The sequence below is a fragment of the Micromonospora sp. NPDC047793 genome (assembly GCF_040642635.1).
In the GTDB taxonomy this organism is placed as follows: domain Bacteria; phylum Actinomycetota; class Actinomycetes; order Mycobacteriales; family Micromonosporaceae; genus Micromonospora.
In genome coordinates this window covers 12,207-28,239 of sequence record NZ_JBEYSG010000010.1, presented here as the reverse complement: position 1 = coordinate 28,239, position 16,033 = coordinate 12,207, and the positions used below count along the sequence as shown (strand labels likewise).

The following is a 16,033-nucleotide window of genomic DNA, read 5'->3' as shown; positions in this document are numbered from 1 at the left end:
TACGGAAGGAACAGGCCATGACCACCCCACACAACCACCCCCACGGCCCAACGGCCGCGCCGGGGGCGCTGTGCTGCCCCGAATGCGCCGAACCGGCCCGGCCCGTGCCGCCGCGCCGCTGGCCCCTCGACGGATTCGCCTCACGTCCGGCCGGGTCCCACCACGACGGCACCCCGCTATGCCCGGTGCCCGGCCCGAACGGCTCACAACCGGCCGAACCGATCGGCGCACCGGCACGCCTGACCATGTGGCAGGCCGTACGGCAATCGTGGCTCATCCATCCTGATTGGACCATTGCTGATCACCTCGCGTGGCTCGATGGCGAGGGCTACGACACCGGCACCCTGACCGGCGACCCGGTCGAGGTGGTCGGCCGGTGGCTGGCCGAACACCGCCGTACCGTCCCGGTGTCCCGGCCCGCCGATGACCGGCGCGTCTACATGGTTGCCGGGGGCGACCTGGTGGCCGTGTTCGACTCGGCGGACGAGGCCGACATCATGGCCGTGACGATGACCGCCGCGAACCTCGAACCGGTCATGCTGCCCCTGACCGAGGCGCAATGGGAACAGGCACACGCCGTACTGCGGTCACAGTTACCGCACGTCACCGTGACCGATGCCCGGTCCACCCGCGCGGCCGGTGACTCGTGACTGGCCCATCGGCCACCGGCCCGGCCGCCAACCGGCCCGACATCCCGCCCTCGCTGGCCGCGCGTCCCCACGACGCGCGGCGCGGCCTGCCCATCCCACCGGTCAACATCCACCCCGACTCGACGGGCGGCGGGTCCTACGTGGACTTCACCACGATCAACACCACCACCTCGACCCGCCTCGCGGTCGAACGAAGGTGCTCGCTGTGCGGTGAGCCCATGGGCTATTGGGCGGCGTTCCTCGGCGGCCCTGGGGCCGCCGAGCTGATGCGCTACGCCGACCCGCCGGGGCACCTTGAGTGCATGACCGCCGCCCTATCACTCTGCCCACACATCGCGCTCGGTCAGCACCGCCGCGCCCGCGCCGACCGGCCCGGGGCGGGCATCATGCCGCCGGGGTCGCACGGCGAGAAACCCAACCGGTACCTGTTGGGCATCACCCGCACCTACCGAACCCGGTTCATCCCCGAACACGGCTACACCGTGTACCTACCAGCCCCGTTCAAAACCGTCCGCGCGTACCTGTACGGGCCGGACGGGCGGCTACGCCCGGCCACCGACACCCGGTAGGCCACGCCGCGCGGTGGGCGTCAGATTCGCCGCAGAAACCTTCATCGACTCGAACCGATCGTCTTGATCGGCGGATAGAGGTAGGAAACATTGTTTGTGGCGGCACGGTCAGGGCTTGGAATCCCCTGACTGTGCCGGCCAACCAAACACCACACGACCGGAAGGGGTGCCACCGTGGCACACGAACTCGAAACCCTCGCGAACGGCCAGACGGCCTTCGCCTCCGCGCGGCTGACCGCCTGGCATCAGCTCGGCACCGTCACCGAAGAGTGCATGACCGCCGAGGAGGTTATGAGCAAGGCGTGGCTTGGCGGCTGGGAGGTCCGCAAGATCGCTCTTCAGGGCATCGAGGTCACCGAGCGTGGGGTGACGAAGGTCGACTGCCCCGACAAGTACATGACCGTGCGGACCAACCCGGCCACCGGTGAGACCGAGTACCTCGGGGTGGTCGGCGAGGACTACTCGGTGGTGCAGAACGAGCAGGTCGCCGAGACCCTCAATCTCCTGGTCGACGCCTCCGGCGCGCACTTCGAGACCGCCGGCTCCATGCGTAAGGGCCGCTCGGTGTTCGTGACCATGAAGCTGCCCACCGCGATGCGGATTGCCGGGGTGGACGACATGGACCTGTACCTCGCGGCCACCACCTCGCACGACGGCACCGCCGCGCTTCGCCTCGACGCGACCCCGGTGCGGATCGTGTGTGCGAACACCCAGGCCCTCGCCTACCAGCGGTCGCGTAGCTCGTACACGTTCCGGCACACCTCGAACGTGAACAGCAAGATTTCCGAGGCGCGGCAGGCCCTCGGCCTGATGTGGAAGGCGTTCGACGCCTTCGAGACCGAAGCCGAGAAAATGATCAACGAGTCGTTGACCATGGGCGATTTCGAGAAGATCGTCGCCCAGGTATGGCCCCTCGCCGACGACGCCTCCGACACGGCGATGAACAACGCGAAGCAGCGCACGAACACGTTGCGATACTTGATCCGAGACGCGGACACCCAGAAGGCAATCAAGGGTACCCGGTGGGCCGGATACCAGGCCATCACCGAGTACGTCGACCACTTCGCCCCCGCCAAGACCGACCTCGCCCGCGCCTCGCGGGCGCTGACCGGTGCCGGTGCGGACCTGAAGGCCCGCGCGTTCGAGCTGCTGGCGGTCTGAGATGCGCTGGCCATGGTTCCGACGCCGGAAGAAGAGGAACAAGCCCGGCCCTGTCACCGGGGCGCACCACGCCACCGGTACGGCGAAAGTCCGTACCGAGCCGGTCGTCGCGCCACCACCCGCCTCGGTGCCTACCGACTCGGCCGTGATCGCGCTGGTCAACGATGTGTGCGCCCAGTTTGCGCGGGCTGAGGTCGCCCGCGCGTTGGCCGGACACTCCACCAGCCACGCCGAACACGCCACCCTGACCGAACGCGCCGCCCGATTCGACGCACTCGTTGACGAGCGTTGGCGGGAACTGGTCAAGGCGATCCGCGCGGGACTGCCCGGCGCGGCGCAGGTCGAGCGGTTCATGCCGGTCCGACCGCTGACCAACGGCCACGTCGAGCTGTACGTGCACGACACCTCGGCCCGCCGCCTCATCGTGCTGCTCACCGGCGCGCAGGCCCTCGCCGTGGGCGCGCACATGACCGCCAACGGGGCGATCGTGCTCGACCGAATCGGTCAGAAGCTCGAACCCGGCCTGCCGCACGTAAAGGCCGCACCCCCGTTCGCTACCGGGTCCGCCGTTCGACAGGCCACCCCGGACGGGGCCGCCGGCCCGCCGGTCGCCCATTCCTGACCGTCGCCCGGTGTGCCGCGCGGTCACGGTCCCACCCGGACCGCGCGGCACCGCAGGCGACATCCCCTCGACTCGCTACGGAGCACCCGTATGAATCCAGACCGATTGTTCGACCTTGCCGCCGAGTTCGCTCACGCCACCGGCAATGCCGAACGTTTCCACGCCCGCGCGGCGGTCGCCACCGGCGACACCCGCGCTGCCCACGAGAAAGCGGCGTCGAGGTGGGAAGCCACCGCCGCCCGCCGCCGCGAGCACCTGCGCGCCGCGCTCCGCGAGGCGCTGCGCGGCACCGTCAACGCGACGCCGGACGAGCGGCTGCCCGTCGCCACCTGGCAGGCGAGCCGCGTCGAGGTCCGCGCCACCACCCTCGACGGCACCCGCGCCGTACGGGTCCGGTACACCCCGGCCCAAGCCGCCGCTGCCGGAGTCGCGCTCATCGCCTGCGCCGCCCTCACCGACGACCCGGATGGCAGCACCCTCGCCAGCATCCTCCCCGCCTTCCCACCCACCCCACCGGCCGACGAGCACGCCACCGACGAGGGGAGGCCGGCATGACGACCGGGACGGCCACGTCAGAGAACACCGACGGCTTCAGCGACGGGCAACGCACCCTCAGCGGCCCGCAACTCGCGGGAGCGTTGGCTCTGCTCGGCTCGGTCGACCCCGTGTGCGCCGAGGTGATCGGCCGGCTCAACCTGCGGGTCTACCCCGGCGAGCCCGGGGACCGCACCGCCTACGTAGTGCTCGATCTGCACGGGGTCTCCATCGGACTGAAACGCCGCGCCGACGACCTATACCTGCACGCCGACACCACCGAGACCGATGACCGTCTCATCGCGTTCGAGGTCAATGGCGGCGGCGAAGTCGACCACCCCATCAGCTAGCCCTCACCCCTTGAACGGAGTCCCGATGTACCGGTCTCTGGAGTACGGCGACAACGCCCGGGTGATCACGCCGACCGACCTGGTCGAGTACCGCCTCGGCACCGTCACCGATGTCCGCTATTCCACCCCGCACACCACCTACGCCCGCCGCTATACCCTCCGCTTTCCCACCGGCGATGAGCGCACCTACCCGGCCGAGAACGTCAGGCGAGCCACCCGGGCCGACGACCGCGCCGCCCTGGAGGCCGCACTCACCACAGCGGCCGAGGCGGTACGCGACGCCTGCCGCATCGCCCACGACTACGACGCTGACCTCAGCACCGGAACGGCGAGCCTGCTGCGGCGGCTGGTCGACCTCGCGAGCCTGCGCCTCGGACTGACCCTCGACCCCGCCAACCCCACCCGGCCGCAGCTCACCCGCCGCCAGAAGGGAGGCGACCAGTAATGCCACCGCACTCCCCACACTCCGAGGAATCCGCCCGACTCCCCGAGGCGGCAGCGCTCGACGGGAGCACGGCGCCGGTCCCGGAGTCGCTCTACTGCCGCCGCTGCCGCCGAGCGCTCAACATCCGCTTCAACAACCTCGGCATGGTCGTGGAGTACCTGCACGCGGCCGAGCAGCGCGGCCAGCGCAGCGACCACCGCCCCGAGCCTGCACCCATCTCCGAGATCCCTGACCCGATCATCGAGTGCGACTTTTGCACTGCATCCGACGCCGCCTGGATCTACCGGTGCGCGAACCAGGTCACCGACGCCCGCCGAGTTACCGCCCGAGTGGTCGCGGTTGGCGACTACCAGTCTCGGCACCACGCGGCACGCGTCCGGCGCACCGACACCGAGCACGCCTTCACCCAGGCGTGGGGCGAACGATGGTCGGCGTGCCAGGGATGCGCCGACCTTATCGAGGCCCGTGACCTGTATGGGCTGATCGGCCGAGTGGCCGACGCCTTGCCCGCGAAGCTCACCCGAGGCAAACACCTCATGCGCACCCGGGGCCAACTCCACGAACGGTACTCCGACGTGTTCGACACCCTCGCCCCCGGCCGAGGCCGGATCGCGCCGGGCCACCCCCTCGGCATCTGGCCCCACCCGACCGGGGAGGCACCATGACCGACACCACGGGGCGGCACGGGTGGCCCGCCCTCACGCACGCGAAGGGCCGCCGCCGGATAGGGCCGGTATGCGGCACCGGCGACGTGCCGTTGAGCCGCGTCACCGAGGACCCGCACCTCGTCACCTGCCCGGACTGCGAATCGCTGGCCGAGATCGAGGCGCTTCCCGACGATGCGACCGCTGGCGACTCCCGCGTCATCGAGCTGTTGCGGGAGGCGAAGGGCGGCAACTTCCGCAAGATCGACGGGGTGGTGGTGGACGCGACCACCGCCGCCGCGATCCTGACCGTCTATGACGCGATCAAACCCGCTACTCAGGCGAAACTCGCCGCACTACCGATACACCTGATGGCGCAGGCGACGTGGCGGGTGCTGCGTCCGCCGTCGTAACGAGGCGGGTCGGTGGCCGGCGGCACACCCGAGGGTGCGTGGAATCCCGACCGGCCACCTCGCCCCGCTTCAGGCCAACCTGCGGACCACACAACCGCTTCTGCCCGAGCCAGGCGTACCGCCGATCCTACGACCGCGCGCCCTGCTCGCCTCGCCTCGACCGCACGGCGCAGGCCACGAAGAACCCGGGAGAGGATGAACGGTGTGGCACGACACGTGATCGACGGACGGCCCGCCCTCGACCGGGCCGGAGTCGCCGCGCACACTGGCGCGGCGTACTCCACGGTCAACCACTGGCACCGCCACCGCGCCCGGTTCGGCTTCCCCGAAGGCTTCTCGCATGATGGGCGGGAGTGGTTCTGGCTCGACGACATCGAGGCGTTCCACGCCGCGCACCAGGTCGCGAAGCGCGCCGAGCTGACGAGGGTCGACCGCCGCGGCGCCTCCGACGACCTCCTCGGCTCCGGTGCCGCAGCGAGGGTCCTCGGCTACGGCTCGTACCGCAACCTGCCCGACACCCTGTACGACCACCCCGACCGAGTCGAGACGCTGCCGGACGGGCGGGTGCGCCGTCTGTGGTTTCGGCACACCGTGTGGGCCGTGGCCGACGCCCGTACGGGCCGACAGTCCACCGGCCGCACCCCCGGCACCACCGGTGCCCGCAAACCGCACCCGTACGCCGACGACCCTCGGCTTCCCGCCGCCATCGCGCTCGTGGCCGAGGCCGACCGCGCTGGACTCGACCGGCGCGGCCTCGGTGTCGCGCTCGCTCAGCAGCTCGGCATAACCGAGCGCACGGCGCAGCGACTGCTTGCCGCCGCGTACGCGTCGAGCGGTGCCTCTTTGGAGTAAACGGATTGAGTACGACAGGTGCCGCCGAGTCGGGTCAGCCCGGCCTCGGCGGCACCTGTCTTGCGAGCGATTCAGTCTTCGTCGTCGTCCTCGGCGGCGGGCCGAGGCGTCGGAACCTCGATCAGGTAGCGCAGCGCGCCGTTGATGTCGGTGTCTCGGCTGTCGGCGGTGCGCTTGAGTACGTCGTACACGTCGTCAGCGACCTCGATCGTGCGGAGGCCGGGCGTTGTGTCGGTCATGTGTGGTCCCTTCTGGCAGCGTTCGGCGTGGTGCCCGTGCGGGCAGCCGTGCCTATCCACGCTGACCTCGACGACGCGATCAAGACCGCCGCCGCTGCCAGGCCAGAGTTTTGCAACTGACGGCGTTGTTCGAGGTAACGCGAGGATGGACCCCATGACCTTGGAACTATCGCCGCGTTAGCCCGGTGACTTCCTTGTTGTCCGATTTCACGACTACATCGCGCAGCGGACTTACGAGTCGGATTCCAGGTAGCTTCCCGACGATCCTCTCGCCGGTGAAGACAGCGTGCTGGATGATGGTGGCCCCCGTGTCATCCGCTAGGAGAAGACGGAAATGCAGTGAGGAACCTGCAGGAATCAGGCACGGCGAGATGCGTATGACGTTGCCATCATTGGTGTTTATATGCTCGATTTCAGGGTGCGGGGCGTGGCTTCCCTTCACTTCCGTTTTGAGCAGATTGAGAATTCGGCCTTTAACTATAATCTCAAGAGGTTTGCCGTCTTCGAAGTCGGAGGATACAAAATCCTTGCGACAGGCGTTCGTGATGTCGACTTCAGCTACCAGTGCGCCTCTTAGCTCTTCTTCTTTATAAAAGACGCGAAGCCCGACCTTTCTCATGTTGTCGTCGGTGACTGGCTTGATCTTCGACTGCCAGCGAAGGAGGCGCTTAGGTCGGTTCGAGCGGTAAGCCACCCACGAAGCAACAGCCGCCATGGACGCCCCAAGCAGGCCAGCCCCGACGCCGACCCAGAATCCGCCAATCTCCGTCCACTTGGGAGGCTCCGAGGCACTCGTGATAGCGAGAAGGGGGAGGTTCATCACGGCGGGCATCGTACCGGAGAGGTCAGACATGGTGGCCAGCGACTGCGGCAGGCTGGTGGGATAGATGACCCATTCGCCACAAGAATCCGAACCACTCCTTTCGCTATACGGCTAGGTGAGCCGACGGCTGCAAGTCAGGTCGAGTTGGCTACTTTGGTTGGGTGCGCATGCGTGCGAGAATGTTCACGTGTCGATCGAAGATTTGCCGAACGCCCGCGTTTCCCCTGTCGATGGTCAACCCGACCGTCCTCACTTGCTTGTCTGGCAGGACGAACTCAACGCCTCTCCCGGCTACCGTGCTGTTGCACTAATGGCCTACGTTCGTCGCGTCGGCTACGTGCTTCAGGCCAACGTCGCGCAGTACAACGCCCTTATCGCTCGCTTGCAAGATCCTTCCCTCTCGCTCCCAATCTTCGACATATCGAACCCTCAAGTACACGACGACCTACTCTCTGAGGTTGAAAGGCTGCTCCACAACGTCCTTACGGCGTTGAGTACCCGTATTGATCAGCAGCGCAGTTTCATGAAGGAGCACTTCAGTAATGACGCGGCACTCACCGCCGAATATGCCGCAAGGGTCAGGGCCGACTTCGACGACTACACTCCGAGCGCCTTCCTGAGCGGTCTTCGTAACTATCTAACGCATCACCGCCTACCCGTGACCCAGAGTCAACAGAACTTTTCCCCGCAGTCATTCTCGGTGACGTTTGTTCTTCTGTGTCAACCCTTGCTGGAATGGTCGAGGTGGAACAGTGAGATTAAGAGGTGGATTGCGGGTCAGGGTGATCATCTTGAAATTGTTTCCATGATTGATGGCTACGCGCGAATTGCCGGCGACTTCGACAAGTGGTTGCATGACCGGATTGGCCTCAAGTATGCGAGCGAGATCCGCGAGTATGAGGATGCTGCCAATGCCTTCAACCGAGAGCTGGATCGGACGTTCGGCCAATAGATCATCCGACTAAAGTGCATCCACTTACTGCGGGGCGTCGCCTCGGATGGCCACGTCGGCAGCGTGAAGCAGGGCGGCGGCGAGGCGACGAGTCTGCTCGGGGTTGAGACTTAGTTGTAGGTCGTCCTCGGTCGGGACGCTGAACTCGACGTAGGGGCGTTCCAGGTCGGCTGGATCGGTGCCGATCCAGCTCGGGGTCTTGTCCCAGTACTTGACCCGTACGTGTGCCTCAACGAGGAGGCATGCCCGGTCGTAGACGTGCACGGTGTCCGCCTCGACTCGGTGTAGAAGTCCTCGGGGTGAGAAGGGGTCGGCGTCGTCGTGGCGGCAGTCGATACACCAGGGCGGGCAGTGCTGTGGGTGGGCGGGCGGCGCTGGCCGCTCGGGCAGGTTCGGCCACGGTTGGCCTCCTCGCGTGTCTGATCCTGCGGTGAGCTGAGTCGGCACGCTATACCGACGCCGTGGGCCGAGTGCCGTTGACCGGCTGCGTCTCCTGGCGCAGCGTGGCGAGCAGTTGTGAGACGGCGCTGTTGCGGATCGAGTGGCCGTTCTGGCGTAGCCGCCGGGCAAGGGCATCCCGGCTGACGGTGTGGCCTTCTCGGGTCAGCTCGTCACGGGCCGCGCGGGCGGCGGGCAGGAGTGGCACCAGGTCCGGGGCGAGGTCGAAGTCCATGTCATCGGTCTTGTCGGATGGGTCGTCATCGTCAGGTTCCGTATCAAGGTCAGCACCAGTCTCGCTGCCGTCTGCTTCCCGGTCGTCGTCTCGGTGGCCGGCAGCGTCAGGAGGCCCGCCGTGGGCCGACTCGTCGGCATCGGCCTTTAGGGAAGGAGGTTCGGACAGCGGACATTGACCGGTTGGCCTGGTGTCGCTGATCCCGGGCATGGTCTCGACGGGTGTCGACTCGATGGGCTGACCGGGAGATGGTGCCGGTGGGGTCTGCGTCGCTACGACGTGCGGTGTTTGTTCGGCTTCGCGGCGGCGGGCGGCGAGTTCCACGAGCGATACCGACGCGACGATGATCAGCCCGTCCACGGAGAGCGGCAGGAGGTAGGGGACGGTGCCGGTTTCGCCGTAGCGGGCGACGACTCCGACCATATGGTGGTAGCTGATCCAGGCGGCGATGGCGGCGATGGCCGAGGCGGCGACGATCCGGATGGCGCCGAGCGTGCGGCGGTAGACGGGTATGCGGGTGACCAGCTCGACGGTGATCAGGAGGGCCAGGGGTGGCCATGCCGCGATGGTCTGGGAGATCGGGTTTGGTTGGGCGTGCAGGATGTTCGCGGTGACCGAGGCGGCCACGCCGAGGACCAGTGTGGCGCGCACTGCCCACTGCATTCGTTGGAGCTGACGGTGGTTCATGGCCGTCCTCCACCGGCGGGGGCGACGGGTCGGAGTTGGCGTTCGGCGACGCGGCGGGTGGCCTGGGACGGTTCGGCGTCGCCGAGGTCCGCGAGACGGTTTTCCAACCGGCGCAGGGTGCGCCGGACGGCATCGGGCCGCTGCTGTCGGCCGTGGATGCGCATGATCCGCTGGTACAGCTCCTCGTTGACGGGATCGAGGTCGGCGGCGCGTTCGAGGGCGGCAACAGCCTGGTCGGGATGGTCGGGTTCGAGGATCTCGGCGATGCGGGCGTAGGCGGTGAGGATCTGGTGGCGGTAGGTGGTGGCGTAGTCGGTGGCCCAGGTGTGGTCGTGGCTTTCGGCGAAGTCACCTCCATACAGCTCCGTGGCCCGGCGTAGCGCGGTGAGCATGGCCGCTTCGTCGTCGGTGGTGGTGGCTTGGTCGATGGCGGTGAGCATCTGCCAGAGGTCCACGGTGACGGTTTGCGGGTCGAGTTGGTATCGGCTGGTGGCCGGGTCGTAGACGATGAACATGGGCTCGTCGTGGCCGGTGGCGGTGCGCAGCACTCGCCGGGCGGAGGTGATGTCGGTGCGCACGCGTTTGACGGCGGCGGTCGGGTCGACGTTGGGGTGCAGGCCGGCGGCGAGCTGGTCGAGGGTGCGGCCGGTGGGGTGGGCGGCCAGGACGGCGAGCATGGTGTAGGAGCCGCTGCGCATTCCGGTAGCGATGGGGCCGGCGGCGGTGCTGACGGTGACCGGGCCGAGTACCTGGAGCCGGACCAGGGCCGCTGTGTCGCCGGGCTGGGCTGGTACTGGCTCGGCCGCCTTGGTAGGCGCCGCGGCTGGCGGGGCCTCGGTGGGCGGGTCGTCGACGTCGGTGCCGGCTTCAGGCCGGGCCAAGGTGTCGGTGAGCATGGCGAGAACTGCGGTGAGGTCGTCTGCGCCGAGGGTGGACAGCTGTGCCACCGGGTACGGGGTGTCGCTGGTGACGGTGCCCTCGGCGGTGACTTCGACGGTGGGGATGGCGTCGTGGTCGCCGAGGATGACCGCGTGTAGGTCCAGGGCGGAGTGGTGGGCGGCGACGGCCTCCAGACGGGCGGCGTGCCGGCGGCTGGACTCGATGAGTAGCACGTACGGGGGTTGGGTCTCAGCGTGGTCGATACGAGTGTTGAGGTCGGTGATTGTCTCGGCGTCGAAGGTGTCGAGCAGCCGTCGGCGGCCGATCATTTCCTCTTCGGCGTGGGTGATGGCGGCGGCGGTGTCGGCGAGCACGATGAGCCGTTCTCCGTCGTAGGCGGTGCCGTCGGGATCGAGCCCGACCGTCGGTGCGCCTTCGGGTAGGAGTTGGGTGAGCAGGTCGGTGGTCGTGATGACCTCGGGCCGTAGGGCGGCGGTTTCGGTCGCGTTGGTGGTGAGGGCGGCGGCGAGGATGGCGCGGGCCGCCGGGATGGCTCCGGGACCGTGGAGGGTGATGCCGGGGCCGGGCAGGTGGAACAGGCTGATCTCGGCGGCGTCGGTGTCGATGCCGATCGGTGCCGGCGTGGCGGTCGTGGCGGGGCTGCTGGGGTCGAGATGGCGGATGGCGGTCGTGTTGGTCGAGGCCAGGGACGGTGGTAGCGGGGTCGGCTGCGGCGCGGTGCTGACTGGTGCCGGGGCAAAGAGGCGGGCGTGGCGGCGTCGTTGCAGGTGTAAAAGGGCAGCCACGGAGGCAATGGCGGCGGCGAGACCGAGGCTGATCCAGCCTTGCGACGGCAGCGCTATCCCCGTCGCGTTGTCGCGCTGATCGTGGGGCCGATCGGTGTCCGGCGCGGGAATGCCGGGCTCGGCCGGTTCGTCTGACGTGCTCGGTGTGCTCGTGCACGGTAATGGTGGGTGCGGCTCTGGTGTCTCTGGTGTCGAAGTGGGAGGTGCGGCGGGGGTGTCGGGCGCGGGGGTGTCCCGGGTGGGGTCTTGATCGGTGGGGAGAGCAAGACTCCATCCAACGTGAATGACGTCGGGGTCGGTGAGGGAGTAGCCGTTGGTCTGCCGGTGTCCTCGGTTGAGCTTGTAAATCTCCTGCCAGCGGCCTGCGTGACCGAGGTGCTCGGCGGCGAGTCCCCACAGGTTGTCACCGGTGACAACGCGGACTGTCATCTCCGGCGCCCCATGGTGTGACCTGACGGCGTCGATGCTGTCCCGGTCGCGGGTGGGCGACACGGCGGGGCGGACGTTGGCTGTCGAGGTGTCCGGAGTTTTAGACAAGGTCGCGACGACGGCCTGTGGCTCCTGAGTCTGCGCCATGTTGGCCGGGGTTTCCTCGTCAGCCCCACGCGGTGTGACCGGAGAACGTTCGGCGTCTGTCGTGGTGCGGTCCTGGGCGGTGGCGGGAAGAGCGGCGGTGGTGACCGCAGTGGTGCCCATCAGCGCCGCCGAGAGAGCCTGCAAGGGGCCGGGTAGGCGCAATTGAAGTCGCCACCGCACGCGGGCGGTGAGGTGTCGGTAGACGTGGTCGGTGATGGCGGCCACGAGGAATGTCCACAGCAGCCACGCACCCGCCTGCCCCAGTGTCAGCAGAAAACCGGGCGTCAGTGGCTCGTGCGCCCACGCCCGCAACTGACCTATGGAGACGCTATCGGCAGCGGGCCAGCCGCCCGGGTACAGCAGTAGCGGCGGCGCCAGCGCGAGAACAGTGGTGCCGGCGCGTACGACCGCAGTTGAGGCACGCTTCGCCATGACCTGTCTCCCTCTGATCCGGCAACGGGTTGCTAACACCGAGACCGTAGGAGCGCAGAGGGCCACTGCCGCCGTCGATGGACCTGACAGCACCTCACAACTTCATACACGACCTCACAACCGCAGGTCATCGAGCTGCCGGCACGCGCAGAGTCAGACTCGGTCTACGTCCGCCGGACAGCTACCTCGACGGGTGAACCCCTGTCGACGTACAGGACCGATTGCACAGGCAGGTATGCCGGAGCGGGCTCTGTCGCTGATCTTGTGACGATGTTTCACGCTTGAAGCAGGATCCGTTTGCGGAGCAGGTCGAAGTTCGCGCGGCCGTAGCCGAGGCGTTTGACCAGCTTGGCCCGGGTGTTCTGTCCTTCGACCTGGCCCGAGCTCCACGGTGTGGAGAGGCCGGCGAGGACGGCGTCGTAGTCGGTTCGGAGTCCGTCGGCGAACTGCCGCAGGTGGGGCAGGTCGTCCGCCCGAACGTTGTCGATCCACTCGGATAGATGTTGTTGGCCGGTGAGGTTGGTCAACATCTTGGCGAAGGCGCGCACATGCTGGCCGGCGGCGGTCAGGTGCGGGCATGCCGCTTGGACATCGTGCAGGTTGCCGGTCTGCTCGGGTGGTAGCCGGTCGGGGTGGGTGAGCAGCAGGGTCGCCGCGGAGCGGGGAGCCGGGATCGGACGCGGTGCAGGTGGGGCGGTCACGCCGCGTTTGAGCAGGTGAACGTAGAGATTGACGGTACTGGCGCTACCGGTGTAGCCCTGCTGGCGGACTTCTCGATACAGCTGCACGGCGTTGCGCTGGCCTTCGGTGAACCGCTCGTAGATGTAGGGCTTGAACGCATCGAGTACGGAGCGGCGGTGGATCGCCGTCGCGACGAGCTCGTCGAGGCTCGCGGCACGGGCGTAGCGACGTACCGCGTAGTAGTCCAGTTGAAGGTCTCGGCTGATGCCTCGCAGCGAACGGCCGGCCGCCACGAGTTGTTGCACCGCCTGGTATCGCTCGGCGGTTCGAGCCGCCATTACGCGGGGTCGGCCCCGGACATCAAGGTGCGCGTCTGGTAGCGGCGGCGCCGGATTCTGCGCCGGTGGCTGCGTCGGGGTGAAGGCCGCCTTGATGCAGCCATGGTGCGCGGCGACGGTTTTGTCCACCGCTTGGCACAGGTTGTGCCACAGGTGCCACCGGTCGGCGACCTGCACTGCTTGCGGGGCACCGGCTCGGGCGGCCTCGGCATAGGCCCGGCCGCGGTCGCGGCACACCACGTCGATTTCAGGGTGTTCTGCCAGCCACGCCGTGACCGGCCCGGCGTCGCGTCCCTCAAGTACCTCGACCGGACGACGGGTTTCCAGGTCCACGATGATCGTGGCGTACATGCGACGCCGGCGCAGCGCGAAGTCGTCGACACCGACGACGCGCACGTCACCGACGGGCGGCTCCGGCAACGCACGCACCAGCCGCAGCAGGGTGTCTTTGGCGACCGGTAGCCCCAGCCGTCGAGCGAGGCGAGCCGCTGGCCGGGCCGCGAGAGCGACCGCGACCTGCGCCAGCTGCTGCTGCAGCACCGGCGTCCGCCGTCCGTGCGGCTGGGTCAGACCTGACACCTGCTCGACGAACGTCACCGCCGGACACACCTGAGACACGCACTTGAAGCGCCGGACCAACAAATCGATCACCACGGCGCAGCCACCGAGCGCGGCATCGGCCAGCCGACGCCGATACGTGCCATGCATACGCACCGAGGTCGTGCTGCAGTGCGGACAACGACTCCCACGTGCCCTCGGCCGCGCCCGCAACACGATCATCGCGGCCGATCGCTCGATCGCCTCGATGACGACGCCAGACAGATGCGGGAAAACCTTGAGCAATGTGGACTGCACCGCGAGGATCTTGGCGCTCGCTACTTGCCGTCACAAGATCAGCGACAGAGCCCCGGAGCGTACAGAGATCGACGTGCCGAAAGGGCCGATGGCGCCTGTCGCGCAAGCTCCATGACCAGACCGAAGTCCGGCCGGCGGTGCACTCCACCCGAAGACAGCGCGCGGTATGCGGCAGATCCGTGAACGTGATCATGGCGGATGTGCATTTGGGCTCGGCGAGCAGTTGAGGGCCCTAGCGCACCTTCGTTGAGGGCACGGCAACACAACTGGACCATGAGCTGTCCATCGGCCGGTTGGCTGGCGGGGATCTATCGATACGGCCCTTCAATGGCGGCGGCACGTAAGAAACAATCAATAGCTCGCTCGCACCGCCGGAACTGCCTGCACTCTTCCAATGAGGAGAACCAGCGCCACATGGCCAGAATGACGTCAGCCGACCTCTTTTCTGCCCTTGACGGGTTGGAACATCACGGGTTCGAGCACTTGACGACCCGATACAAGCCTTTGGCCCTATTGTGGACTATTAGCCGAATAGAGACTGGTGGCCCACAACTGCGAATGGCAAAGTGGCGCGAGTTCCGCAGTGGGATGCTATCGATACAGCAGCGATACGGGCGTCCGCTTCCGGAACCGGATCCACAGTATCCATTCTGGGACTTGCGCACTTGCGAGTTATGGGAGGTGGTGGGTATCGAGGGTAACGCGAAGTGGCCTTATGCGCCTTCAATAGACTCGCTCGAATCACAAAATCCGTCCGGTGGCCTTACGCTGGAGGCAGCAGCGGTACTTGCCGACTGGTCAATCCGCGCACGGGCGGTCAAGTCACTGATGGACCGGTTCTTCTCCGATGAGGACCGCATCCAACTGGCAACTGATCTTGGCTTCTCTCGAAGCAAAGGCACACATGGATCAAATTCGAAAGCATCAGGAATCTCCCGCTCGCCCTCAATGCTGGGCCCGAACGGACGTATCGCCGCCTCAGCCAAAGCGGCGGCAAGCCAGGATGAGCTCGGCGATGATGCCGCCGACCTACGGATAGCAGCAAGATCGTCGGCAGCCAGGCAAAGCGCTCAGGGCCGCCAGGCTGACGCTGCGACGAATAGAGCGATTGAACTCTACGCCGAGGACCTCGCGGTTAAATATTTCAGAGAACTAGACTGGGTTGTTACGCGGGTGGGACATCTTAAGCTGGGATTCGATCTTGAATGCATGCACCCGACGGAGGGGGCCCTCCACGTCGAAGTGAAAGGTACGCAAAGTCTTGGCGAACGAGTAACCCTGACTCCAAATGAGGTACGGCACAACCAAGCCACTCAGGCGTGCCGCGCGCAGCATGCGCTCTATATTGTCTCGGAAATCGGCATCGACGCCCGCGCTGATCAGATCCGATGCTTCGGTGGACGGGAGCGATGCCTTCGGCCGTGGCTCATCGACAATGCCTTACTGGTACCAACACAATACGCCTACACGGTGCCAGTTTAGGCGCGGCCCAGGTGTGACCAAAAATGGCTTATGCGATACACAATCGATCACAGGCCATCGTCCAACCACGGTTCTCGCGTCGACCGACAAACTTAAGAAAAGGACAGCCGGCGAACGCGAAGAGGTAAGACGTTTTGGGTTCCCCCCAATCTTCCAATTGAACGCAGTATGCTGTCCGAGGCCACGCGCAAACGGATCAGCCTGCTGTGGCATCCAAATGCTGGCGGGAAACTCGACGATCTGGGAACGCTTGAGAACCTTGCGTCAACGAAGAGTAACGAATGACCGGAATCGAACGCACTTTTCCTGCGGCAGATGTGAGCACCGGATCAAGCCCTCCGCGGCGGCCCTGCAGGTCGCCGATGTCATC

18 protein-coding genes are annotated in these 16,033 nt (G+C 66.9%); 12 read left to right on the top strand and 6 right to left on the bottom strand.

Annotated elements, in window-relative coordinates; translation table 11 throughout:
* The first annotated feature begins 17 nt into the window (after positions 1 to 17).
* The 10 genes from ABZ738_RS20425 to ABZ738_RS20380 all read left to right on the top strand — a co-directional run bounded on the left by ABZ738_RS20425 (position 18) and on the right by ABZ738_RS20380 (position 6,240).
* A complete protein-coding gene (locus ABZ738_RS20425) occupies positions 18 to 650 on the top strand; it encodes a hypothetical protein (RefSeq protein ID WP_357215326.1) in 633 nt (210 codons plus the stop codon).
* Positions 647 to 1,219, top strand: a complete 573-nt coding sequence (locus ABZ738_RS20420; RefSeq protein ID WP_357215323.1) for a hypothetical protein — start codon at positions 647 to 649, stop codon at positions 1,217 to 1,219. The genes ABZ738_RS20425 and ABZ738_RS20420 overlap by 4 nt, the downstream gene beginning before the upstream one ends.
* A gap of 174 nt (positions 1,220 to 1,393) precedes the next feature.
* On the top strand, positions 1,394 to 2,380 hold the full coding sequence (locus ABZ738_RS20415; RefSeq protein ID WP_357215320.1) for a DUF932 domain-containing protein: 987 nt from the start codon (positions 1,394 to 1,396) through the stop codon (positions 2,378 to 2,380).
* 127 nt (positions 2,381 to 2,507) lie between these two features.
* Entirely contained in the window at positions 2,508 to 3,002 is a 495-nt protein-coding gene (locus ABZ738_RS20410) for a hypothetical protein (protein WP_357215317.1), read from the top strand.
* 90 nt (positions 3,003 to 3,092) lie between these two features.
* Positions 3,093 to 3,557, top strand: coding sequence for a hypothetical protein (locus tag ABZ738_RS20405; protein ID WP_357215314.1), 465 nt, complete (start codon positions 3,093 to 3,095; stop codon positions 3,555 to 3,557).
* Positions 3,554 to 3,886: a hypothetical protein gene (locus ABZ738_RS20400; protein WP_357215311.1), complete on the top strand. Its 333-nt coding sequence runs from the start codon at positions 3,554 to 3,556 to the stop codon at positions 3,884 to 3,886. The genes ABZ738_RS20405 and ABZ738_RS20400 overlap by 4 nt, the downstream gene beginning before the upstream one ends.
* A 25-nt stretch (positions 3,887 to 3,911) precedes the next feature.
* Positions 3,912 to 4,331: a hypothetical protein gene (locus tag ABZ738_RS20395; protein WP_357215308.1), complete on the top strand. Its 420-nt coding sequence runs from the start codon at positions 3,912 to 3,914 to the stop codon at positions 4,329 to 4,331.
* Positions 4,331 to 4,996: a hypothetical protein gene (locus ABZ738_RS20390; RefSeq protein ID WP_357215305.1), complete on the top strand. Its 666-nt coding sequence runs from the start codon at positions 4,331 to 4,333 to the stop codon at positions 4,994 to 4,996. The genes ABZ738_RS20395 and ABZ738_RS20390 overlap by 1 nt, the downstream gene beginning before the upstream one ends.
* The gene (locus ABZ738_RS20385; RefSeq protein ID WP_357215302.1) at positions 4,993 to 5,388 is read left to right on the top strand and encodes a hypothetical protein; all 396 of its coding nucleotides are present in this window, start codon (positions 4,993 to 4,995) and stop codon (positions 5,386 to 5,388) included. Before ABZ738_RS20390 ends, ABZ738_RS20385 begins: the two co-directional genes overlap by 4 nt.
* A gap of 195 nt (positions 5,389 to 5,583) precedes the next feature.
* Positions 5,584 to 6,240 carry a hypothetical protein gene (locus ABZ738_RS20380; RefSeq protein WP_357215299.1) on the top strand — a complete coding sequence of 219 codons (657 nt, stop codon included), beginning with the start codon at positions 5,584 to 5,586 and terminating at the stop codon, positions 6,238 to 6,240.
* Between the two features lie 71 nt (positions 6,241 to 6,311).
* Here the strand turns inward: ABZ738_RS20380 and ABZ738_RS20375 are convergent, their stop codons facing one another.
* Positions 6,312 to 6,479: a hypothetical protein gene (locus ABZ738_RS20375; RefSeq protein WP_357215296.1), complete on the bottom strand. Its 168-nt coding sequence runs from the start codon at positions 6,477 to 6,479 to the stop codon at positions 6,312 to 6,314.
* 166 nt (positions 6,480 to 6,645) lie between these two features.
* Positions 6,646 to 7,302, bottom strand: a complete 657-nt coding sequence (locus tag ABZ738_RS20370; protein WP_357215294.1) for a hypothetical protein — start codon at positions 7,300 to 7,302, stop codon at positions 6,646 to 6,648.
* A gap of 187 nt (positions 7,303 to 7,489) precedes the next feature.
* Here ABZ738_RS20370 and ABZ738_RS20365 point away from each other — a divergent pair, with 187 nt between their 5' ends.
* On the top strand, positions 7,490 to 8,254 hold the full coding sequence (locus ABZ738_RS20365; protein ID WP_357215292.1) for a hypothetical protein: 765 nt from the start codon (positions 7,490 to 7,492) through the stop codon (positions 8,252 to 8,254).
* A gap of 24 nt (positions 8,255 to 8,278) precedes the next feature.
* Here ABZ738_RS20365 and ABZ738_RS20360 read toward each other — a convergent pair whose 3' ends face one another.
* From ABZ738_RS20360 to ABZ738_RS20345, 4 genes are all read right to left on the bottom strand, one after another.
* A complete protein-coding gene (locus tag ABZ738_RS20360; protein WP_357215289.1) occupies positions 8,279 to 8,518 on the bottom strand; it encodes a hypothetical protein in 240 nt (79 codons plus the stop codon).
* A gap of 184 nt (positions 8,519 to 8,702) precedes the next feature.
* Positions 8,703 to 9,614, bottom strand: coding sequence for a DUF2637 domain-containing protein (locus ABZ738_RS20355; protein WP_357215286.1), 912 nt, complete (start codon positions 9,612 to 9,614; stop codon positions 8,703 to 8,705).
* Positions 9,611 to 12,307 carry a BTAD domain-containing putative transcriptional regulator gene (locus ABZ738_RS20350; RefSeq protein WP_357215283.1) on the bottom strand — a complete coding sequence of 899 codons (2,697 nt, stop codon included), beginning with the start codon at positions 12,305 to 12,307 and terminating at the stop codon, positions 9,611 to 9,613. Before ABZ738_RS20350 ends, ABZ738_RS20355 begins: the two co-directional genes overlap by 4 nt.
* A 275-nt stretch (positions 12,308 to 12,582) precedes the next feature.
* Entirely contained in the window at positions 12,583 to 14,181 is a 1,599-nt protein-coding gene (locus tag ABZ738_RS20345; RefSeq protein WP_357215280.1) for an ISL3 family transposase, read from the bottom strand.
* 681 nt (positions 14,182 to 14,862) lie between these two features.
* On the opposite strand from ABZ738_RS20345, the gene ABZ738_RS20340 reads away from it, so the two are divergent.
* Entirely contained in the window at positions 14,863 to 15,663 is an 801-nt protein-coding gene (locus tag ABZ738_RS20340; protein ID WP_357215277.1) for a DUF3883 domain-containing protein, read from the top strand.
* Positions 15,664 to 16,033: the final 370 nt, after the last annotated feature.